Annotated in this window: 22 protein-coding genes and 1 tRNA gene; 14 read left to right on the top strand and 9 right to left on the bottom strand. The window is 66.6% G+C overall.

Going from position 1 to position 19,250, the window contains the following annotated elements:
- Positions 1-101: 101 nt before the first annotated feature.
- The 5 genes from ACAM42_RS12420 (at position 102) to ACAM42_RS12400 (ending at position 4,590) form a co-directional block, all read left to right on the top strand.
- Positions 102-749, top strand: coding sequence for a PepSY-associated TM helix domain-containing protein (locus tag ACAM42_RS12420; RefSeq protein WP_369632180.1), 648 nt, complete (start codon positions 102-104; stop codon positions 747-749).
- 98 nt (positions 750-847) lie between these two features.
- Positions 848-1,348: a DUF2271 domain-containing protein gene (locus tag ACAM42_RS12415; protein WP_185993643.1), complete on the top strand. Its 501-nt coding sequence runs from the start codon at positions 848-850 to the stop codon at positions 1,346-1,348.
- A 46-nt stretch (positions 1,349-1,394) separates the two neighbouring features.
- The gene (locus ACAM42_RS12410; RefSeq protein WP_095744690.1) at positions 1,395-2,204 is read left to right on the top strand and encodes a DUF4198 domain-containing protein; all 810 of its coding nucleotides are present in this window, start codon (positions 1,395-1,397) and stop codon (positions 2,202-2,204) included.
- A gap of 14 nt (positions 2,205-2,218) precedes the next feature.
- Positions 2,219-3,229, top strand: a complete 1,011-nt coding sequence (locus tag ACAM42_RS12405; protein WP_369632179.1) for an FAD:protein FMN transferase — start codon at positions 2,219-2,221, stop codon at positions 3,227-3,229.
- The gene (locus ACAM42_RS12400) at positions 3,226-4,590 is read left to right on the top strand and encodes a sulfite reductase subunit alpha (RefSeq protein WP_369632178.1); all 1,365 of its coding nucleotides are present in this window, start codon (positions 3,226-3,228) and stop codon (positions 4,588-4,590) included. Before ACAM42_RS12405 ends, ACAM42_RS12400 begins: the two co-directional genes overlap by 4 nt.
- An 18-nt stretch (positions 4,591-4,608) precedes the next feature.
- Here ACAM42_RS12400 and ACAM42_RS12395 read toward each other — a convergent pair whose 3' ends face one another.
- Positions 4,609-4,830, bottom strand: coding sequence for a hypothetical protein (locus tag ACAM42_RS12395; protein ID WP_159272569.1), 222 nt, complete (start codon positions 4,828-4,830; stop codon positions 4,609-4,611).
- On the opposite strand from ACAM42_RS12395, the gene ACAM42_RS12390 reads away from it, so the two are divergent.
- The 7 genes from ACAM42_RS12390 (at position 4,829) to hemP (ending at position 10,650) form a co-directional block, all read left to right on the top strand.
- Positions 4,829-7,210: a catecholate siderophore receptor Fiu gene (locus tag ACAM42_RS12390; RefSeq protein ID WP_307586075.1), complete on the top strand. Its 2,382-nt coding sequence runs from the start codon at positions 4,829-4,831 to the stop codon at positions 7,208-7,210. The two genes, ACAM42_RS12395 and ACAM42_RS12390, sit on opposite strands and share 2 nt — an antisense overlap.
- Positions 7,211-7,313: 103 nt before the next feature.
- Entirely contained in the window at positions 7,314-7,994 is a 681-nt protein-coding gene (locus ACAM42_RS12385; protein ID WP_369632761.1) for a Fe2+-dependent dioxygenase, read from the top strand.
- A 111-nt stretch (positions 7,995-8,105) separates the two neighbouring features.
- Positions 8,106-8,378, top strand: a complete 273-nt coding sequence (locus tag ACAM42_RS12380) for a bacterioferritin-associated ferredoxin (protein WP_062473051.1) — start codon at positions 8,106-8,108, stop codon at positions 8,376-8,378.
- A 101-nt stretch (positions 8,379-8,479) separates the two neighbouring features.
- A complete protein-coding gene (locus ACAM42_RS12375) occupies positions 8,480-9,172 on the top strand; it encodes an energy transducer TonB (protein WP_307586160.1) in 693 nt (230 codons plus the stop codon).
- Between the two features lie 22 nt (positions 9,173-9,194).
- Positions 9,195-9,911: a MotA/TolQ/ExbB proton channel family protein gene (locus tag ACAM42_RS12370; protein ID WP_062479023.1), complete on the top strand. Its 717-nt coding sequence runs from the start codon at positions 9,195-9,197 to the stop codon at positions 9,909-9,911.
- A gap of 8 nt (positions 9,912-9,919) precedes the next feature.
- Positions 9,920-10,333, top strand: coding sequence for a biopolymer transporter ExbD (locus ACAM42_RS12365; RefSeq protein ID WP_062479026.1), 414 nt, complete (start codon positions 9,920-9,922; stop codon positions 10,331-10,333).
- Between the two features lie 104 nt (positions 10,334-10,437).
- Positions 10,438-10,650 (top strand): hemin uptake protein HemP, encoded by a 213-nt coding sequence (gene hemP, locus ACAM42_RS12360; RefSeq protein ID WP_062479029.1) that lies wholly within the window; start codon positions 10,438-10,440, stop codon positions 10,648-10,650.
- Between the two features lie 184 nt (positions 10,651-10,834).
- Here the strand turns inward: hemP and ACAM42_RS12355 are convergent, their stop codons facing one another.
- Positions 10,835-11,242 (bottom strand): heme-binding protein, encoded by a 408-nt coding sequence (locus ACAM42_RS12355; RefSeq protein WP_056583078.1) that lies wholly within the window; start codon positions 11,240-11,242, stop codon positions 10,835-10,837.
- 171 nt (positions 11,243-11,413) lie between these two features.
- Between ACAM42_RS12355 and ACAM42_RS12350 the strand changes: the two genes are divergently transcribed.
- Positions 11,414-12,115 (top strand): Bax inhibitor-1/YccA family protein, encoded by a 702-nt coding sequence (locus ACAM42_RS12350; protein WP_062479032.1) that lies wholly within the window; start codon positions 11,414-11,416, stop codon positions 12,113-12,115.
- Positions 12,116-12,159: 44 nt separating this feature from the next.
- Here ACAM42_RS12350 and rlmD read toward each other — a convergent pair whose 3' ends face one another.
- The 5 genes from rlmD to surE all read right to left on the bottom strand — a co-directional run bounded on the left by rlmD (position 12,160) and on the right by surE (position 17,204).
- Positions 12,160-13,596 (bottom strand): 23S rRNA (uracil(1939)-C(5))-methyltransferase RlmD, encoded by a 1,437-nt coding sequence (rlmD, locus tag ACAM42_RS12345; RefSeq protein WP_354347189.1) that lies wholly within the window; start codon positions 13,594-13,596, stop codon positions 12,160-12,162.
- Positions 13,597-13,663: 67 nt separating this feature from the next.
- Positions 13,664-14,737 (bottom strand): sigma-70 family RNA polymerase sigma factor, encoded by a 1,074-nt coding sequence (locus ACAM42_RS12340; RefSeq protein WP_369632177.1) that lies wholly within the window; start codon positions 14,735-14,737, stop codon positions 13,664-13,666.
- Positions 14,738-14,741: 4 nt separating this feature from the next.
- Complete coding sequence (locus ACAM42_RS12335) at positions 14,742-15,653, bottom strand: peptidoglycan DD-metalloendopeptidase family protein (protein WP_095950963.1); 912 nt, start codon at positions 15,651-15,653, stop codon at positions 14,742-14,744.
- 11 nt (positions 15,654-15,664) lie between these two features.
- Entirely contained in the window at positions 15,665-16,441 is a 777-nt protein-coding gene (locus ACAM42_RS12330) for a protein-L-isoaspartate(D-aspartate) O-methyltransferase (protein WP_369632176.1), read from the bottom strand.
- A gap of 4 nt (positions 16,442-16,445) precedes the next feature.
- Entirely contained in the window at positions 16,446-17,204 is a 759-nt protein-coding gene (gene surE / locus ACAM42_RS12325) for a 5'/3'-nucleotidase SurE (protein WP_062479041.1), read from the bottom strand.
- A gap of 128 nt (positions 17,205-17,332) precedes the next feature.
- Here surE and ACAM42_RS12320 point away from each other — a divergent pair, with 128 nt between their 5' ends.
- Positions 17,333-18,319 carry an NADPH:quinone oxidoreductase family protein gene (locus ACAM42_RS12320; RefSeq protein WP_095744683.1) on the top strand — a complete coding sequence of 329 codons (987 nt, stop codon included), beginning with the start codon at positions 17,333-17,335 and terminating at the stop codon, positions 18,317-18,319.
- A 97-nt stretch (positions 18,320-18,416) separates the two neighbouring features.
- Here ACAM42_RS12320 and ACAM42_RS12315 read toward each other — a convergent pair whose 3' ends face one another.
- Together ACAM42_RS12315 and ACAM42_RS12310 are read right to left on the bottom strand one after the other, a co-directional pair.
- Complete coding sequence (locus tag ACAM42_RS12315) at positions 18,417-18,764, bottom strand: H-NS family nucleoid-associated regulatory protein (RefSeq protein ID WP_056583066.1); 348 nt, start codon at positions 18,762-18,764, stop codon at positions 18,417-18,419.
- A gap of 285 nt (positions 18,765-19,049) precedes the next feature.
- Positions 19,050-19,125, bottom strand: a tRNA-His gene (locus tag ACAM42_RS12310).
- Between the last annotated feature and the right edge of the window lie 125 nt (positions 19,126-19,250).

Here is a 19,250-nt window from a genome sequence, read left to right as displayed (position 1 = left end):
ACAAACGGGGCTTCGGCCCCGTTTTTCATTGCCCTTTACTTAACTTTATACCCACTGAATAGCAGTCATTCTCATTCGCGCAACTACAATTCGCGCTTTCGATGACTGCCCCCGCCCGTTCCGACAACCGCCGCCGCGCCTATTGGCTCAAGACCCTCCACGAGTGGCATTGGGTCAGTTCTGCCATCTGTCTCGTCGGGATGATCCTGTTCAGCGTCACGGGCTTTACGCTCAACCACGCGGGGCAGATCGAGGCCAAGCCGGTGGTCACCACGCACAACGGCACGGTCGACGATGCGCTGCGCGCCCGCCTCGAACAACAGCTGCCGGCCGCCAAGGCCCAGCAAGGCAAGGCCCCGCTGCCCGCCGAACTGCAGGCTTGGCTGCGCACCCAATGGGACATCGACACCGCCGGCCGCCAGGCCGAGTGGTCCGACGACGAAATCTACCTCTCGCTCCCCCGCCCCGGCGGCGACGCCTGGCTGCGCCTGAGCCTGCCCGAAGGCGAGGTCGAGTACGAGCGCACCGACCGAGGCTGGCTCTCCTACTTCAACGACCTGCACAAGGGCCGCAACACCGGCACGGCCTGGAGCTGGTTCATCGACATCTTCGCGGCGGCCACGCTGGTCTTCTCGGTCACCGGGCTGTTCATTCTCAAGATGCACGCGGGCAACCGCCCCTTCACCTGGCCCATGGTGGGCATGGGGCTGGTGGTGCCGGTGCTGCTCGCGTTGCTGTTCATTCACTGACCGGTCCGATCGACGGATCGGCCGGTGCGTTGTCTTTGCTGATTCAGGAAGAAAGAGGTTTCCCCGTGCACCTTCGCTACTCGCTCGCGCCGATCGCCATGTCGGCGCTGTTCGCGGCCCCGGCCATCGCTGCCGGCCTGTCGGTCAACATCGAGATCCCCCGGCTCAACGTGTCGGAGTACCACCGCCCCTACGTGGCGACCTGGATCGAGCGCGCCGACAGCACGATGGCCGGCACGCTGGCCGTCTGGTACGACGTGCGCACCAAGACCAACAACCCCGAAGGCGAAGGCACCAAGTGGCTCAAGGACATGCGCCAGTGGTGGCGCCGCGGCGGCCGTGAATTGGCCGTGCCGGTGGACGGCGTCACCGGCGCCAGCAAGCCCGCGGGCAAGCACCAGCTGAGCTTCACCGAAGGCACGGGCGCGATGCCCAAGCTCGCGCCCGGCGCCTACAAGCTGGTGGTGGAAGCCGCCCGTGAAGTCGGCGGCCGCGAGGTCGTGACCATCCCGTTCCAGTGGCCACCCACCGCCGCCGCGCAACCGGTTGCCGCCGGCAAGGAAGAGCTCGGCGAGATCAAGCTCGAACTCAAGCCCTGAACGCCGTCACCACACATCTGCTCGCCCTCTCATTCCAAGGACCACCATGACCCGCTTCACCCTGCGCGCCGCCGGCCTCGCCCTCGCTCTTTCGGCCGTTGCCTCCGTGACCCAGGCGCACAACGCCTGGCTGCTGCCCTCGACCACCGTGCTGTCCAAGGCCGACACCGTGAGCGTCGACGCCGCTGTCTCGAACGACCTGTTCGTTGCCAACCACGCGCCGCTGCGCCTGGACGGCCTGCAGATCACCGCGCCCGACGGCAGCACGGTCAAGCCGGAATCCGAAGCCAAGCTCAAGCTGCGCAACGTGTTCGACGTGAACGTCGCACAGCCGGGCACCTACCGCATCGCGGTGGTCAACAACGGCGCGTTCGCCGCCTGGAAGGACAAGGCCACGGGCCAGAACAAGCGCGCCCGCGGCACCGCCGAGACCATCGCCAAGGAAATCCCGGCCGATGCGCAGGACGTGACCATCACTCAATCGGCCGGCCGCATCGAAACCTTCGTGACCGTTGGCAAGCCCTCGGCGCTCAAGCCCATCGGCCAGGGCCTGGAACTGATTGCCGCCGGCAGCCCGACCGATCTGGCCAAGGGCGAGAAGGCCACCTTCACGCTGCACCTGGACGGCAAGCCTGCCAAGGACCTCGAAGTGACGGTGACCGCCGGCAACACCCAGTACCGCGACAAGCTCGACGAGCTCAAGCTCAAGACCGACGACAAGGGCCAGTTCAGCGTGACCTGGCCGAGCGCCGGCATGTACTGGCTCGACGCCAGCACCAAGGACAGCAAGACCACCGTGCCCCAAGCCAAGGAACGCCGCCTGAGCTACGCGGCCACCCTGGAAGTGATGCCCTGACCCTGCGTTTTTCCTTGGGCCTTTCCTTCAGCACCTGGCGCGCGGGCGGCTACGCCAACGCGGCCGTTCCCCGTCCCGCCGATCCCGCCAGCCTCCAGCAGCTCGGCGGGCAGACGATGGGCACGACCTGGTCGCTGCGCTTCGACAACCCGCGGATGCTGCCGCTCGCGCAAGTGCGCGAGGCGGTCGAGGCTGCACTCGCGCGTGTGATCGCGCAAATGAGCCACTGGGAGCCGGACTCCCTCATCAGCCGCTTCAATGCCGCGCCCGCGGGCTCGCGCCATGCGCTGCCGGCCGAATTCGCACAGGTGATGCAGTGCGCCCTCGCGTGGGCGCAGGCCAGCGGCGGCGCGATCGATCCGACGGTCGGTGCGCTGGTGGCACGCTGGGGCTTCGGCCCCGCAGCGTCGCAGGACAACTCCCTGCCCTCGCCCGACGCGCTGGCCGCACTCCATTCGAACGTCGGCTGGCAACGGCTGACCTTCGATGCGACCGACCGCACGCTGCTGCAACCCGGCGGCGTGCAGCTCGACCTGTCGGGCATCGCCAAGGGCTTCGCGGTGGACCACGGCGTCGACGCGCTGCGCGCGCTCGGCCTCACCGACCTGCTGTTCGAGATCGGCGGCGAGTTGCGCGGCATTGGCCGGCGGCCCGGCGGCGCGCCGTGGCAGGTGCAGGTCGACACCGAGCTGCCGCCCCCGCAACGCATCGCCCTGGCCGACATGGCCGTGGCCACCTCGGGCGACCGCTGGCATCGGCGCGCGGTCGAAGGCCGCAGCTGGTCGCACACCATCGATCCGCGTGACGGCGAGCCGGTGGCGCATGCGCTGGCCAGCGTCACCGTGCTGCACCCGCAGTGCATGCAGGCGGACGCGCTCGCCACCGTGCTGACCGTGCTCGGCCCCGACGAGGGCCTGGCCTTCGCACAGCAGCGCGACATCGCGGCCCTGTTCATCTCCCGCGCCGACGACGGGTCGCTCTCCGAGCGCGCCACGCCCGCGTGGCAGGCGCAGGCGGGCGCATGACCGAGACCCTGTGGCGTGCGCTGGGCGCCAGCGCGACGGTCACGGCCTATGCCGCGCTGTGCCTGGGCATCTACGCACGCCAGCGACGGCTGCAGGCCACGGCCGCACGCGAAGCCGCGGCACTGTCAGCCGGTGACGGCGAGCAAACGTCGCCCACCCTCGTGCTGTTCGCCAGCCAGACCGGCCAGGCGGAAACCATCGCGTGGCAGACCGCGCGGCGGCTGCGCGCGGCGGGCACCGCCGTGCGCGTAATGGCCCTCAACGCCCTCGACAGCGCCACGCTGGCCTCGGCCCGCCGCGCCCTCTTCGTGGCCAGCACCTACGGCGAAGGCGATGCGCCCGACGGCGCCAGCGTGTTCGCCGAGCGCGTGATGGGCGCGCCGCTGGCGCTGCCATCGCTGCGCTACGCCGTGCTGGCGCTGGGAGACCGCCAGTACACCCACTTCTGCGGCTTCGGCCGCGCGCTCGATGCGTGGCTCCACACGGCCGGCGCCGTGCGCGACTTCGCCCCCATCGAGGTCGACAACAGCGACCCCGCCGCGCTCGCCGATTGGCACGCCCGCTGGGGCGATGCGCCGGAGGGCGGCGACGACGCCCCGGCGAGCTTTGCGCCCTGGAAGCTCACGCGGCGCGAACTGCTCAACGCCGGCAGCACGGGCGGCCCGGTCTTCCATCTCGGCCTCACGCCGCAAGCCGGCGCCCTGCCGCACTGGGCGTCGGGCGACCTGGTGCAGGTCGCCGTCGCGAGCGATCCGGCGCGGCCGCGCGACTACTCGATCGCCTCCCTGCCCGCCGACGGCGAGCTGCAACTGCTCGTGCGGCAGGAGCAGCATCCCGACGGCTCGATGGGCGCCGCGTCGGGCCTGCTCACCTCGACGCTCTCGGTCGGCGACTCCGTGGCGCTGCGCCTGCGGCCGCACCGCGGCTTCCGGCTGGAGGGCAACGAGAACCGTCCGCTGATCCTGATCGGCAACGGCACCGGACTGGCCGGCCTGCGCGCCCACCTGCGCGCACGCGCCACCGCTGGCCGAAAAGACAACTGGCTGGTGTTCGGCGAGCGCCAGTCCGCCCACGACTTCCTCTGCCGCCAGGAAATCGAGGCCTGGCAGGCCGACGGCACGCTCGCCCGGCTCGACATGGTGTTCTCGCGCGACCAAACCGAGCGCTTCTACGTGCAGCACCGCCTGCTGCAGGTGGCCGACACGCTGCAGGCCTGGCTGCGCGACGGCGCCGCCGTTTATGTCTGCGGCAGCCTGCAGGGCATGGCATCGGGCGTGGACGCGGCGCTGCGGCAGATCGCCGGCGACGACCTCTGGGCCGAGCTGTCGGCCAGCGGACGCTACCGCCGCGACGTCTATTGAACGGCCCGCGCGGCCTCGTCAGTTGCGCGCCGGCAACGGAGCGAGCGAAACTTTCTGGTTAAAAGCGGCCAGTTGAGCACCTTGGTATTGAGAAGCAATATCATTTGCATCGATTTGCAAAAACCCTTCGCAGATCAGCTCACCCAGCCAGTCTTGCCGCCCTTTTTCTCCCCGAGAGTGCGCCGCCCGGACCCAGCCAGTCGAGCTCTGCCCGCCCGCCCTTTCTGGAGAAAACAACATGGCCTATATCAAGAGCCGCAAACACGCCGTCGCACGCGCCGTTCCTCACCTTTCGGGTGCCGCCGCAGCCACGCTGCTGGCCATCGCAGCCCCCGCCGCCTTTGCCCAGACCGGGCGGGCACTGCCTGAAGTCCGCGTGCAGGATTCGAGCGCCGCCGACTACAAGACCGACACCTCGGCCAACCCGAAGTTCACGGCCCCGCTGGTGAACACGCCGCAGACCATCCAGGTGATCAAGGAACAGATCATTCGCGAGCAGGGCGCGACCACGCTCACCGAAGCGCTGCGCAATACCGCCGGCGTCGGCACCTTCTTCCTGGGCGAGAACGGCAACACGAACACCGGCGACGCCGTGTTCATGCGCGGCTTCGACAGCTCCAGCAGCATCTTCGTGGACGGCATCCGCGACCTGGGCTCGGTCTCGCGCGACATGTTCAACATCGAGCAGGTCGAAGTCGTGAAGGGCCCGTCGGGCACCGACGTGGGCCGCACCTCGCCCACCGGCTACATCAACCTCGTCACCAAGAAGCCGAAGCTCGAAGACAGCTTCCTGGGCTCGCTCGGTTTCGGCAGCGCCGACTACAAGCGCGGCAGCATCGACTGGAACAAGTCGCTCAGCAGCGCCAACGGCATCGGCGCCGCCTTCCGCCTGAATGCAGCGATGGAAGACTCGGGCGTGCCCGGCCGCGACTTCGTCAAGAACAAGCGCACGGCCATTGCACCGTCGATCGCACTCGGCCTGAATTCGCCCACGCGCTTTTACTTCGACTACCTGCACGTCGACCAGGACAACGTGCCCGATGGCGGCGTGCCGACCATCGGCCTGCCCAGCTACTCGAACCCCGATCCGGTCGCCCTCGGTGCACGTCGCCGCAGCTTCCTGAACTACGCGGCACCGGTCGATCCGAAGAACTTCTACGGCACCGCCTACGACTTCAACAAGGTGACGGCCGACATGTTCACCGCGCGCGTGGAGCACGACTTCACGCCCGACATCACGCTGCGCAACACGACCCGCTACGGCAAGACGAAGCAGGACTACATGCTGACGGCGTTCATGCTCGGCGGCCTGGGCACCAACGGCAACCCGCCGCCCTCGGGCAACACCGCGTTCCTCAGTACGCCGATCCCGGGCCTGCCGTCGACCTGGACGACCACGCGCAACCTGCCGACCAACAAGAACCAGGAAAACACGATCTTCGTCAACCAGACGAACGTGACCGCCAAGTTCAACACCGGCAGCCTGAGCCACTCGCTCAGCGCGGGCGTCGAGCTGATCCGTGAAGAGCAGTCGAGCCTGGGCTACTTCAGCCCCGGCGCCACGTTCAACGGCAAGGTCGTGCAGAACGGCGCCTGGCCCGTGGCCAACCTGTACGCGCCGAACCCCTACGTGAACGGCTACAACCGCATGCTCAGCGGCGCCGACAGCAAGGGCGTGACCAACACGGTCGGCCTGTACGCCTTCGACACCGTCAAGCTCAACGAGCAATGGCAGATCACCGGCGGCCTGCGCTTCGACCACTACAGCACCTCGTTCCAGAGCGCGACGCTGTCGACCGCAACGACCAACCCCGGCCTGCCGGTCGGCACGCTGGTGCCCTCGTCGCTCAAGCTCTCCGACAACCTGTTCACCGGCAAGATCGGCGTGGTCTACAAGCCCGCGAAGAACGGCAGCATCTACGCGGCCTACGGCACCTCGGCCCAGCCCCCGGGCGGCGCGAACTTCTCGCTGTCGGCCGCCGGCACGGGCAACAGCGCGGCGCGCACCGACTTCCTGCCGCAAAAGGCCAAGACCTTCGAAGTGGGCACGAAGTGGGACGTGCTGGACGACAAGCTGTCGCTGACCGGCGCGGTCTACCGCACCGACGTGACCAATGAAGTGGTGCAGGACCCGACCAACACCGCGCTGTACTACCAGAGCGGCAAGAAGCGCGTGCAGGGCATCGAGCTGGGCGTGGCGGGCACCATCACCGAACGCTGGGGCATGAGCGCCGGTTTCACGACGATGGACACCAAGGTGCAAAGCGGCCCCAACGTCACGGCCGACGGCACCAACGTGCTGACCTACACGCCGAAGAACTCCTTCACGGCCTGGACCACCTACCAGTTCCCGTTCGGCCTGACGGTCGGCGGCGGCGCGCGCTACAACGGCAAGCTGCACCGCGGCACCGACGGCGCCGTGGGCACGCCGGCCTACATCGACTCCTACTGGGTGTTCGATGCCATGGCGTCGTACCGCATCAACAAGAACGTCGACATCCAGCTGAACATCGCCAATGTGTTCGACAAGCAGTACGCGGCCGCCATCAACAAGAGCGGCTACCGCTACACGCCGGGCATCCCTCGCTCGGCCAAGATCACCGCGAACTTCGCGTTCTGATCCCGACGACCGCGTCGCCTCCGTGCCGGCCCCTGCGGCAGGCGCGGTGCGACACTCGAGCCCCGGCCTGCGCCGGGGCTTTTTTCTTGTGGAGTTCACCGAAATGATGCTGCATGTGCCCGACGTGCTGAGCCCGGACCAGGTGCGCGAGATGCGCGCCGCGCTCGACGCCACCCAATGGGTCGACGGCCGCGAAACCGTAGGAGACCAAGGCGCACAGGTGAAGCGCAACCGCCAGTTGCCGGAGTCTTCGCCCGTCTCGCGCGAGCTCGGCGCGACCATCCTGGCAGCGCTCTCGCGCCACGCGCTGTTCTTCTCGGCGGCGCTGCCCGCGCGTTTCGTGCCGCCGCTGTTCAACCGCTACGAGGGCGGCGAGCACTACGGCGTGCATGTCGACGGCTCGGTGCGTGCGGTGCCGGGCAGCAGCCAGCAGCTGCGCACCGACCTGTCGTGCACCCTCTTCCTGAGCGATCCGGAGAATTACGAAGGCGGCGAGCTGGAAGTGATCGACACCTACGGCTCGCACGAAGTGAAGCTGCCGGCCGGCGACCTGATCCTTTACCCGGCAAGCAGCCTGCACCGCGTACACCCGGTCACGCGCGGGGCGCGGGTGTGCTCGTTCTTCTGGCTACAGAGCATGGTGCGCAGCGACACGCAGCGCGGGATGCTGTTCGAACTCGACCAGACCATCCAGAAACTGCGCGCCCGCCTGGGCGAATGCGAGGAAACCGTGGCGCTCACCGGCCACTATCACAATCTGCTGCGCCTCTGGGCCGAGGTGTAACACCGGCTTGCAAACTCCGGTGGCATGTCAGTCATAGTGATTGCAAATGCGATGGATTCTTATTTATAATGACTCACATCCAACAGCCAGCCAACTGCCGCTTTCACCGCCATGATCGTTTGCGTCTGCCGCCGAGTCTCTGACCGTGAAATCGCACGTCACGTGCGCGCGGGCATGACTTTCGACGAAGTCCAGTTCGAACTCGGCGTGGCCACCCAGTGTGGCCAGTGTGAAGGTTGTGCCCGCGACATCGTGGCGCAGTGCAGTGTCTCTCACCCGGTCGCCGCCCTGAACTGCGAATCGGCGCCGAGAGCGATCCAGCTTGCCAACTCCATCAAGGAAAGCAAAGCATGGAACTCGTCTCGGCTCTCGGCGGCAGCCTGATCCTCGTCGCCGGCTCTGTCTGGTGGATTTTTCGCAAGTAGCGTCTCTGTAGCGGTTTTGCTGCAATCGGGGCACGATTTGTAGTGCCCGCATTCGAATGGTTGATCGTGTCTGACCGCTTTGCCCCCCCTCCCTCCTTTCTTGGCCTGTCGCGCACTGTCGTCATTGCCGGCGGCGTGATCCTGTTTCACGGCGCCGCGCTGTGGGCGCTGCAAAGCGGCCTGCTGCGTCGGGCCGCCGAAGTGGTGATTCCCGTCGAGATCCTGAGCCAGTTCGTCGAACCGCCGAAACCCAAGGCCGATCCGCCGCCCCCACCGCCTCCGCCGCCGCAACCCAAGGTGAGCAAGGCGCCGCCGCCGCCACGCCCGCAGGCCATCCGCGAACCCAAGCCGACGCCCGCGCCGAACGCGACCTCGGGCACCACCGAGCCGCCGCCCCCGCCTGCTCCACCGGCACCGCCCGCGCCGCCGGCCCCTCCCGCACCGCCGCCGGCTCCTCCAGCGCCGCCCGCCGTGCAGCTGCCGTCGAGCAATGCCGACTACCTGCAGAACCCGAAGGCGGTCTACCCCGCCATGAGCAAGCGGCTCGGCGAGCAGGGCAAGGTGATCGTGCGCGTGCTCGTGGGCGCCGACGGCCTGCCCAAGAGCGCCGAGGTCAAGAAATCCAGCGGCTTCGACCGCCTCGACGAAGCCGCCGTCGAATACATCATGAAATGCCGGTTCGTGCCCGGCAAGGTCAACGGCGTGGTGCAGGCCATGTCTTACGACGCCCCCGTCAACTACGTCCTGAACTAATTTTTCTCTGGAGCAACTTCGTATGGATTCCCAATTTGGCTTGATGAACGTCTGGAATCAGGGCGACTTCGTCACCAAGGCTGTCGCGGTTCTGTTGATCGGCATGTCCCTCGCATCGTGGATCGTGATCATCGTGAAGGCGCTCGACGTCATCAAATACAAGCGCCTGGCCAAGCACTCGCAGGACTTCTGGCACAGCGAAGACTTCGCCACCGCCCTGAACAAGCTGGGCACCGACGACAGCAACCCGTTCCGCGCCTTGGCGCTCGAAGGCCGCGAAGCCGCCGCCCACCACCGCAACACCAAGGCGCACCTGCATGACGCGCTCGACGTGAGCGACTGGATCACGCGCGCCCTGCGCAACGGCATCGACGCCTTCACGGCGCGCCTGCAGACCGGCCTCGCCATCCTCGCTTCGGTGGGTTCGACGGCGCCGTTCATCGGCCTGTTCGGCACCGTCTGGGGCATCTACCACGCGCTGATGAGCATCGGCTCGGCCGGCCAGGCGACCATCGACAAGGTGGCCGGCCCGATCGGCGAAGCACTGATCATGACGGCCCTGGGCCTGGCGGTCGCCATCCCCGCCGTGCTGGGCTACAACGCCCTGGTGCGCGGCAACAAGTTCGTGCTGACCAAGCTCAACAGCTTCGCCCACGACCTGCACGCCTACTTCGTGACCGGCGCCCGCGTGCAAAGCGGCAGCGGCGAAGCCGTCGTGGTTCCGCTCAAGAAGGGCTGAGCAGCATCATGGCTTTCGGAACGCAAGACGAACCCGATGAGGTGATGAACGAGATCAACATGACGCCGCTGGTCGACGTCATGCTGGTGCTCCTGATCATCTTCATCATCACCGTGCCGGTCATGAAGCACGCGGTCAACATCGACCTGCCCCGCGCCAGCAGCGAACCCGAGCAGCCCAAGCCGCAGAACATCCTGTTCAGCGTCACGGCCGACGGCGCCTACTACTGGAACGAACAGAAGATCGACGACAGCGAGCTTCCGAACCGCCTGGCCGCCGAAGCCGCCAAGGAACCGCAGCCCGAGCTGCACATCCGCGGCGACAAGGCCGTGCGTTACGAGCGCGTGGCCAAGGCCATGGCCGAGGCGCGCGAAGCCGGCGTGCGCAAGATCGGCTTCATCACCGAACCCGACACGAAGTGATCTGAACGGGTGAATGACGGATCGAAAAAAAGTTGATCGCGACGATTGACTTTATATTGAGAATCAATATCATTCACTCATCGCTTCCATAAAGGGAACTCCAGATGCCAGCCACCCCGAATGCCTTTTCTGTCCTGAACCACCCTTCGCTCGACCAATCGGGTGGCGGTCATGCATCGATCCAGGCAGCGCGTCCGGCGCCGATGGTCGAAAGCACGGAGCTTCTGAAAGGAAGCAAGACCGTGGGCATCATGCACAACGGCTCGCTCTACCGGCTTCAGGCCACCAAACTCGGCAAGCTGATCCTGACCAAGTAGGTCGTTCAGTCCGCCCCTCGCGCAAGTTTCATCGTGGGGCGACTCGAGGAGATTCATCTCCGAAGGGTCGTTTTTTGCTAGCCAACGGTTCGCCGACTAGCCAAGCTTTTTTTCACGCTGAAGCCCCGAAAAAAGAAAACGCCGACCATCAGGTCGGCGTTTTGCTTTGGGCGAATGAAACGGCTTACAGGCCGAGCGCGGCGATGCCGGCCTTGGCGATCTGCGCATCTTCGTTCGACTTCACGCCGCTCACGCCCACAGCGCCGATGACGTGGCCGTCCTTCACGATCGGCACGCCGCCTTCGAGCAGGCCTTCCACCAGGGGCGCCGTCAGGAATGCGGTGCGGCCGCCGTTGATGATGTCTTCATAGACCTTGCTCTCGCGACGGCCCATGGCGGCGGTGTGCGCCTTGGCGGGAGCGATGTGCGAGGACAGCGCGGCGGCACCGTCCAGGCGCTGCAGCCAGAGCAGGTTGCCGGCGTCGTCGGAGATGGCGATGGTCACGGCCCAGTTGTTCTTCAGGGCCTCGGCTTCCGCTGCGGCGGCGATGGCCTTGACGTCGGCGAGTTCGAGGAATGATTTGGTCTTCATGGATAAGCTCAGGTTGCGTCGAAACCTGACAGCATAACGGCGGGACGCCGCAGCGTCCCGCGGGGGCTTAAGAACAACGGGCATACGGTCTTTGCAAGGCCCCCTCTTGCAGCCCCCTAGAATGCGCCCAACTGCGTGCCATTGCATGCAGCAACCTCAGGAGCTTCGGCCATGAACGACCGTGTGACCACCCTCGACACTTCCACCGGCTACGGCCAGACACTGCCGCAGGCCGAACGCCAGCGCGTGCTGCGCAATACCTACTGGCTGCTGGCGCTGAGCCTGCTGCCAACCGTGCTGGGCGCCTGGATCGGCGTGAGCACCGGCATTACCCGCTCGCTCACCGGCGGACTCGGCCTGATCGTCTTCCTCGGCGGCGCCTTCGGCTTCATGTTCGCGATCGAGAAGACCAAGAACTCGGCCGCCGGCGTGCCGGTGCTGCTGGGCTTCACCTTCTTCATGGGCCTGATGCTGTCGCGCCTGCTCGCGATGGTGCTGGGCTTCAAGAACGGCCCCGAGCTGATCATGACGGCCTTCGGCGGCACCGCCGGCGTGTTCTTCGTGATGGCTTCGCTGGCCACGGTCATCAAGCGCGACCTGTCGGGCATGGGCAAGTTTCTGTTCGTCGGCGCCCTGGTGCTGATGCTCGGCGCCGTCATCAACGTCTTCGTGGGCTCGAGCACCGGCATGCTGGTGATCTCGGTGGCGGCCATCGGCATCTTCTCGGCCTACATGCTCTATGACCTGAAGCAGATCATGGACGGCGGCGAAACCAACTACATCAGCGCCACGCTAGCCCTGTACCTGGACATGTTCAACGTGTTCCAGAGCCTGCTGGCCCTGCTGGGCATCTTCGGCGGCGAGCGCGACTGAGCGGCGCACCGAACCCAAGAAAAAAGGCCCCGCGGGGCCTTTTTTCATTCCAGCTCGAAGACCGCGATCGACTCGACGTGCGCCGTGTGCGGGAACATGTTCACCACCCCCGCGAAGGTGCAGCGGTAGCCCGCCTGGTGCACCAGCAGGCCGGCGTCGCGCGCCAGCGTCGACGGGTTGCAGCTCACGTACACGATGCGCTTGGGCGGCGTCCAGCCACCGGTGCGCAGTTCAGGCTGCTGGTGCAAGTCGGCCATCGCCTTGGCCAGCGCGAAAGCGCCTTCGCGCGGCGGGTCGACCAGCCACTTGTCGGCGCTGCCGTCGGCCACCAGCATCTCGGGCGTCATGTCGAACAGGTTGCGCGCCACGAACCGGGTGGCCGACAGCGCACGCCGCTCGGGCGTTGCAGGCTGGTTTCTCTGGAAGTTGTCGGTGGCGCGTGCCACCAGCGTGTCGCTGCCCTCGATGCCGAGCACCTCGCGCGCCTGGCTCGCCAGCGGCAGCGTGAAGTTGCCCAGGCCGCAGAACCAGTCGATCACGCGCTCCTCGGGCTGCACGTCGAGCAGGCGCAGCGCCTTGCCGACCAGCGCACGGTTGATGTGCGGGTTGACCTGGGTGAAATCGGTGGGCTTGAACGGCATCGTCACGCCGAACGCGGGCAGGCGGTAGGCCAGTGGCGTGCCGCCCTCTTCCAGCAGCTTCACGGTGTCCGGGCCCTTGGCCTGCAGCCACCATTGAACGCCTTCGTTCTCGGCGGCGAACGCCTTGAGCCGCCCGATGTCGGCGCCCGACAGCGGCTCCAGGTGCCGCAGCACCAGGGCGATGGTGCCCAGCGCGGTCGAATCCGGCGCGTCGCCGCAGGCCAGCTCGATCTGCGGGCAGGTGTCACGCGCGTCCATGGAACCGATCAGCGCGCGCAGCGGCATCAGCATGGCGCTGACCTGCTTGGGCAGCACGGGGCAGACCTGCATGTCGGCCAGGTAGCGGCTCTTGCGCTCGTGGAAGCCGATCAGCACCGTGCCCTTCTTGACCACATGGCGCACCGACAGGCGCGCGCGGTAGCGGTAGTGCCAGGCCGGGCCTTCGAGCGGGCGCAGCACGTTCTCGGGCTTGACCTTGCCCAGGTGCCAGAGGTTGTCTTCCAGCGCACGCTGCTTCACCGCCACCTGGGCGGCGGCGTCCAGGTGCTGCATCTTGCAGCCGCCGCACGCGCCCGTGTGCAGGCCGAAGTGCGGGCAGCCGGGGCGCACGCGCTGCGAGGACTCGCGGCGGATCTGCGTGACCGTGCCCTGCTCCCAGTTGTTCTTGCGGCGGTGGACGTTGAACTGCACTTCCTCGAAGGGCAATGCACCTTCGATGAACACGACCATGCCGTCGGACTTGTGGGAGACGCCTTGCGCGTCCAGGTCGAGCGACTCGACCTGGAGCCATTCATCGGCGGGGTTCGCGGGGACTTTCTTTTCTTCGATGGATTCCGTCATCCCCCGATTGTCTCAGCGTGGCCGGGGTGGTCCCGGCGCGACGGGTTACCTTCTTTTCTTCACACCGCTAGAACAGCGCGTCGCGGCCGACGCCGGAGCGCGCCAGCTGCTTGCGCATCTTGGCCAGGGCCTCGTTCTGGATCTGCCGCACGCGCTCGCGTGTCAGGCCTAGCCGCACGCTCAGCACCTCGAGCGTCTCGGGCTCCCGGTCGTGCAGGCCGTAGCGGCCTTCGAGCACCTCGCGCTCCCGCGCGTTGAGGGCCTGCACCCACTGGTCGAGCAGGCGCTCCACCTCGTGCGTGTGTGTCACGCCGGCGGGGTTGCCCTGCTCGTCGTCAGAGGCCACGGTGTCGGCCAGCGTGAAGCCTTCTTCGCCGCGCGCGTCGCCCGCATCGAGCGAACGCGGCGCCTCGGCCAGCGCCAGCAGGTCGGCCACCGCCTGCACCTCGCGGCCGAGCAGCGCGGCCACGTCCTCGACGCGCACGCCGTCCGGCCGGCTCGCGAGGAACTCTGCGTCGCCCTCGAGCGTGCGGCGCGCCCTCAGAACCTGCTGCAGTTCGCGCACGACATGCACCGGCAGGCGGATCGCCCGTGACTGCGTGATGACGGCGCGCTCGACCGACTGGCGGATCCACCAGGTCGCATAAGTAGAGAAGCGAAACCCCCGCTCGGGCTCGAACTTGGTGATGGCATGCATCAGCCCGAGGTTGCCTTCCTCGATGAGGTCGGACAGCGGCATGCCGCGCCCCAGGTAGTTCTTGGCGATGTTGACCACGAGCCGCAGGTTGTGCTCGATCATCGATTGCCGCGCCGCGAAGTCGCCGGCGCGCGCGGCGCAGGCGGTGGTGTATTCCTCGGCGGGAGTGAAGAGTCCGGTACGCCGGACCTGGCGCAGGTAGATGGTCAGCGCATCGGCGCCCTCGCCGCCCATGACCTCGGCGGCGGTGCCGTGGGGCGGGGCCGATGCTGCTGAGGGAATCGACGGATCCGCTACGGGGTCGTCGGGAAGAGAGTCCGTGCTCAGCGGCTCGTCGCCGCTGTCCTGATGACCATTGCGGCCACCGTTACTTCGAGGTGAAGGGCTGCCCTGCCCCGCCAGCCCACGCACGGGCAGTGTGCGGAGAGGGCGGGAGGCAGCCATGGCATCACCGGTTGGGCAGGTAGCGCGACGGGTCGACGGGCTTGCCCTGGCGGCGGATCTCGAAATGCAGCTTCACGCGATCGGCGTCGCTGTTGCCCATCTCGGCGATCTTCTGGCCCTTCTGAACCGACTGGTCTTCCTTCACGAGCAGCGTCTGGTTGTGCGCATACGCCGTGAGGTAGGTGTTGTTGTGCTTCAGGATGATCAGGTTGCCGTAGCCGCGCAGGCCGGCACCGGCGTAGACCACACGGCCATCGGCCGCGGCCAGCACGGGGTCGCCGGCCTTGCCGCTGATGTCGTAGCCCTTGTTCTTGGCTTCGTCGAAACCGGCGATCAGCGAACCGCTCGCAGGCCAGATCCAGCCCAGGTCGTCGTCACCCGAGCTGCTCGGGCCCGAAGGCGAAGCCGTGACGGGCGGCTTGGTGGTGCCGCTCGCGCCGCTGGCCGGCACGGCCGGCGTGACGGACGCCTGCGGGGTCACCGGCTTGGTGGTCGCCTCGGTGGGCGCAGCAGGCGCCGAGGTGGACGGTGCCGTGGCAACCGCCGTGCTCCCGCCGGTCGGCGGAATCACGCGCAACACCTGGCCGACTTCGATCAGGTCGGGGTTGTCGAGGTTGTTCCAGCGCACGATGTCCTGCCAGCGCTGGCCCGTTTCGCTGCCGATGCGGCGGATGGAGTCACCGGGGCGCACGGCGTAGTAGCCGGGCTTGCCGTAGTTCTCGATACCGGGGAGCGGTTTGCCGGACGCGTCGGTCGTGATGGGAGGACCGCCGGGCGTCGTTGCCCCGGGTGCGCGCGTCATGGTGCCCCGGTCTTCGACCGGTGCGGGACCGCGCGGTGCGGAGCAGCCCGCGATCACGAGCACAACAGCCAACGTGATGCCTGCGAACAAACTCCGATTGCCAAAACCCTGCATTTGTTATTCCTTCAAGCGATGCCCGATTTTAGGGGGACAAAGTGAACCGCCTCAAGAATGCGCCGCTCGAGCCCACGGGGGGTCTTGTCGATCACGACGAGGGCCTGTCCACCCGTGGCGGAATGGGTCGGCGCGACGATGCGCCCGCCCACCGCGAGCTGCGCGATCCAGGCCTCGGGCACGGCCTCGCCGCCTGCCGCGGCGATGATGCCCGCGTACGGCGCGCCCTTCGCGTAGCCGATCATGCCGTCGCCCAACATCAGGTGGACGGTGGCCAGGCGGAAGTGCCGCAGATTGGTGCGCGCGCGCTCGTGCAGTCCGCGCAGGCGTTCGATGCTGTAGACCTCGGTCGCCACTTCGTTCAGCACCGCGGCCTGGTAGCCGCAGCCGGTGCCGATCTCGAGCACGCGGCCCAGCCGCTCCTGCGGCTTGCCGACCAGCGCCGGCGCGCCCAGCAGCAGCTCGATCATGCGGGCCACCACATTGGGCTTGGAAATGGTCTGCCCCAGCCCGATCGGCAGGCTGGTGTCTTCATAGGCCTGGTTGACCAGCGCGCTGTCGACGAAGCGATGCCGCTCGACAGTGCCCATGGCGCGCAGCACGCGCGCATCGGAGATGCCCTGCGCCGCGAGCTTTTGCACCATGCGCGCCCGCACGGCGTCGGACGCCATCGAGGGCGTGGACGGGACCATCGGCTTGACCGGCACGGCGGGCATGCGCCCGCGCGTGGCGGCCGAGGCGGTGGGGGTCAGTCGAACCGGAAAACTGGGCCGCGGAGGGGTCGCCATGTCGTCAATTGCCGAGACGGGCAACCGTCTCGCGCCATTGGCCCAGGTTGGCGTGGTCGGTCAGGTCGATCTGCAAGGGCGTCAGCGCGATGTGGCCGGCCGCGGTCGCATGGAAGTCGGTGCCCTCCCCGCTGTCCTTGGCGCTGCCTGCACCGGCGATCCAGTACATGGTTTCACCGCGCGGGCTGTCCTGCGTAATCACCTTTTCGGCGGCGTGGCGACGGCCAAGGCGGCAGACCTTGACCGGCTTCAGCTCGTCGAACGGGCGGTTCGGCACGTTCACGTTGAGCAGGAAGGCGGGGCCGCCGAGCATCTTCTCGCGCTCGATCTGCTGCACCAGCCGTCGCGCCACCTGGGCCGCCGCATCCACGTGTGCCCAGCCTTTTTCAATCTGCGAGAAGGCGATGGCCGGGATGCCGAACAGGTAGGCCTCCATCGCCGCGCCCACGGTGCCTGAATAGATGGTGTCGTCGCCCATGTTGGCGCCGTTGTTGATGCCCGAGACCACCAGGTCGGGGCGGTAGTCGAGCAGGCCCTTGAGCGCGATGTGCACGCAATCGGCCGGCGTGCCCGTCACGTAGCGGAAACCGTTGTGCGCCTTGTGCACGTACAGCGGCGCGGCCAGCGTGAGTGCATTCGACTTGGCGCTGTTGTTGTGCTCGGGTGCCACCACCTCGACGTCGGCGATGTCCTTGAGTGCGTCGTGCAACGCGACGATGCCCGGCGCCTGAAAGCCATCGTCATTGGAAATAAGTATCTTCATGGTGCTTCTGGGTGCAGCGGATTGTAGGTGCGGGGTGCGTCGCAGCAGGGACAACGCCGCACCACAGCGCCGCCTATCATTGCCCCGAATTCATTGCCCACACGACTCATTCGAAGGAGACCCCGAGCATGCACGCATGGCTTTGCGAAAACCCCACCGGCGTCGACGCGCTGACCTGGAAAGAACTGCCCACCCCCACGCCGGGCCCGGGCCAGGTGCTGATCGAGATCAAGGCGGCCAGCCTGAATTTCCCCGACCTGCTGATCGTGCAGAACAAGTACCAGATGAAGCCGCCGCTGCCCTTCGTTCCCGGATCGGAATATGCGGGCGTGATCCAGGCGGTGGGCGAAGGCGTGACGCACCTCAAGGTCGGGCAGAACGTGGCGTGCCTGTCGGGCACGGGCGGCTTCGGCACCCACACGCTGGCGCCCGCCGCGCTGTGCATGCCGCTGCCCGAAGGTTTCGGCCATGTCGACGCAGCCGCTTTCATCATGATCTACGCCACCTCGTGGCACGCACTGATGGACCGCGCGCAGCTCAAGGCCGGCGAAACCGTGCTGGTGCTCGGCGCGGCCGGCGGCGTGGGCACCGCGGCCATCCAGATCGCCAAGGCGGCGGGCGCCAAGGTGATCGCCGCGGCATCGACCGACGAAAAGTGCGAACTGTGCCGCTCGATCGGCGCCGACGCGACGATCAATTACACGACGCATGCACTGCCCAATGGTTTCCGCGACGCCATCAAAGCCGCGACCGACGGCAAAGGCCCGGATGTGATTTACGACCCCGTGGGCGGCGATTTCGCAGAACCGGCATTCCGCTCGATTGGCTGGCGCGGTCGCTATTTGGTGGTCGGTTTTGCATCGGGCCCGATCCCGTCGCTGCCATTGAATCTGACGCTGCTCAAAGGCGCGTCGCTGGTAGGCGTGTTCTGGGGCGATTTCGCCAAGCGCGAACCCAAGGCCAATGCGCAGATGATGGCCGAATTGGCCCAGTGGTACGGCCAGGGAAAAATCAAGCCGGTGATCGACAGCACGATGCCGATGGCCGAATTGAAGGCCGCCTATGCGCACATGGGATCGCGCGGCGTCAAGGGAAAACTGGTGATGGTCAACTGATCGAACGCGCGCGCATCGCCGTGCGCGCCATCCAATAAAAAAGCCCGCCGAAGCGGGCTTTTTTATTGGGCGAATGTCCAACTGATTCTGCAGGCAATCACTTGATCTCGTAATCGGAGAGCGACTTGCCGGCTGCCAGGGCTTCCGTGACCCAGCGCGGCTTGCGGCCACGGCCACCGGACCAGGTTTCGCCCGTCGGGCCGCGGTATTTGGCCGCGGCCTTGGCGGCTGCAGGACCTGCGCTGCGCTTGGTTGCGGCGGCACGGCCGCCACCCAGCTTCAGATCGGAAGCGGTCAAACCGTATTCCGCAATCTTCCTGCGCACTTCTTCGATCACGCCGGCCCGTTCCTGGTTGCGCAGGTCTTCGGCCTGCTTGCGCAATTGCGCAATCTGCTCGTCGTGCTTCTGGATCTGGGAATTGATATCGGCGAGTGACGAAGCCATTGTTGGACTCCTGTTGTGAATTGAAAACGGCTGAATTCTAATTCAAACCACTTTTGCCACAAGCGCCTTTTCAGCAGAAAAATGCAGGCGCATTGGCGGAATGCAACAACCCGCAACACATGCGCACCATTTTGGGTACTTTCAAAATCGAGGGTAGCGGGGAAAGAATGCGGCGTGCAACCAAGCGCTTGAAGCGACGGCGAAGCCAGAAATGACAACGCCGGGCAAGCCCGGCGTTGGAATCCCTTGGGTGCTATTGAGAAATAGCGCTGGGACTGAATTTTTTGGGGTGGCTGATGGGACTCGAACCCACGACGACCAGAATCACAATCTGGGACTCTACCAACTGAGCTACAGCCACCGTAGAGCCTCTGATTGTAGCGTTAAAAATCGCGGCTTTCGCTTCCGCGATCACCAAAGACGCTGAAATGCCACATCGACATGCAGCCCAGCGCCTTCAGAGGCCGTCCGCGATGGCCTGCCGCC

The sequence above is a fragment of the Variovorax sp. V35 genome (genome assembly GCF_041154465.1).
Lineage (GTDB): Bacteria > Pseudomonadota > Gammaproteobacteria > Burkholderiales > Burkholderiaceae_C > Variovorax > Variovorax boronicumulans.
Note: the sequence above shows the minus strand (reverse complement) of the source record. Positions and strands in the feature narration are given on the sequence as shown.

Bases quoted from the DNA above. Each gene is read 5' to 3' on its own strand.
- ACAM42_RS12420 (WP_369632180.1), top strand. From the start codon at position 102: ATGACTGCCCCCGCCCGTTCCGACAACCGCCGCCGCGCCTATTGGCTC.
- ACAM42_RS12415 (WP_185993643.1), top strand. From the start codon at position 848: ATGTCGGCGCTGTTCGCGGCCCCGGCCATCGCTGCCGGCCTGTCGGTC.
- ACAM42_RS12410 (WP_095744690.1), top strand. From the start codon at position 1,395: ATGACCCGCTTCACCCTGCGCGCCGCCGGCCTCGCCCTCGCTCTTTCG.
- ACAM42_RS12400 (WP_369632178.1), top strand. From the start codon at position 3,226: ATGACCGAGACCCTGTGGCGTGCGCTGGGCGCCAGCGCGACGGTCACG.
- ACAM42_RS12390 (WP_307586075.1), top strand. From the start codon at position 4,829: ATGGCCTATATCAAGAGCCGCAAACACGCCGTCGCACGCGCCGTTCCT.
- ACAM42_RS12395 (WP_159272569.1), bottom strand. From the start codon at position 4,830: ATGTTGTTTTCTCCAGAAAGGGCGGGCGGGCAGAGCTCGACTGGCTGG.
- ACAM42_RS12385 (WP_369632761.1), top strand. From the start codon at position 7,314: ATGATGCTGCATGTGCCCGACGTGCTGAGCCCGGACCAGGTGCGCGAG.
- ACAM42_RS12380 (WP_062473051.1), top strand. From the start codon at position 8,106: ATGATCGTTTGCGTCTGCCGCCGAGTCTCTGACCGTGAAATCGCACGT.
- ACAM42_RS12370 (WP_062479023.1), top strand. From the start codon at position 9,195: ATGGATTCCCAATTTGGCTTGATGAACGTCTGGAATCAGGGCGACTTC.
- ACAM42_RS12365 (WP_062479026.1), top strand. From the start codon at position 9,920: ATGGCTTTCGGAACGCAAGACGAACCCGATGAGGTGATGAACGAGATC.
- hemP (WP_062479029.1), top strand. From the start codon at position 10,438: ATGCCAGCCACCCCGAATGCCTTTTCTGTCCTGAACCACCCTTCGCTC.
- ACAM42_RS12355 (WP_056583078.1), bottom strand. From the start codon at position 11,242: ATGAAGACCAAATCATTCCTCGAACTCGCCGACGTCAAGGCCATCGCC.
- ACAM42_RS12350 (WP_062479032.1), top strand. From the start codon at position 11,414: ATGAACGACCGTGTGACCACCCTCGACACTTCCACCGGCTACGGCCAG.
- rlmD (WP_354347189.1), bottom strand. From the start codon at position 13,596: ATGACGGAATCCATCGAAGAAAAGAAAGTCCCCGCGAACCCCGCCGAT.
- ACAM42_RS12340 (WP_369632177.1), bottom strand. From the start codon at position 14,737: ATGGCTGCCTCCCGCCCTCTCCGCACACTGCCCGTGCGTGGGCTGGCG.
- ACAM42_RS12335 (WP_095950963.1), bottom strand. From the start codon at position 15,653: ATGCAGGGTTTTGGCAATCGGAGTTTGTTCGCAGGCATCACGTTGGCT.
- ACAM42_RS12330 (WP_369632176.1), bottom strand. From the start codon at position 16,441: ATGGCGACCCCTCCGCGGCCCAGTTTTCCGGTTCGACTGACCCCCACC.
- surE (WP_062479041.1), bottom strand. From the start codon at position 17,204: ATGAAGATACTTATTTCCAATGACGATGGCTTTCAGGCGCCGGGCATC.
- ACAM42_RS12320 (WP_095744683.1), top strand. From the start codon at position 17,333: ATGCACGCATGGCTTTGCGAAAACCCCACCGGCGTCGACGCGCTGACC.
- ACAM42_RS12315 (WP_056583066.1), bottom strand. From the start codon at position 18,764: ATGGCTTCGTCACTCGCCGATATCAATTCCCAGATCCAGAAGCACGAC.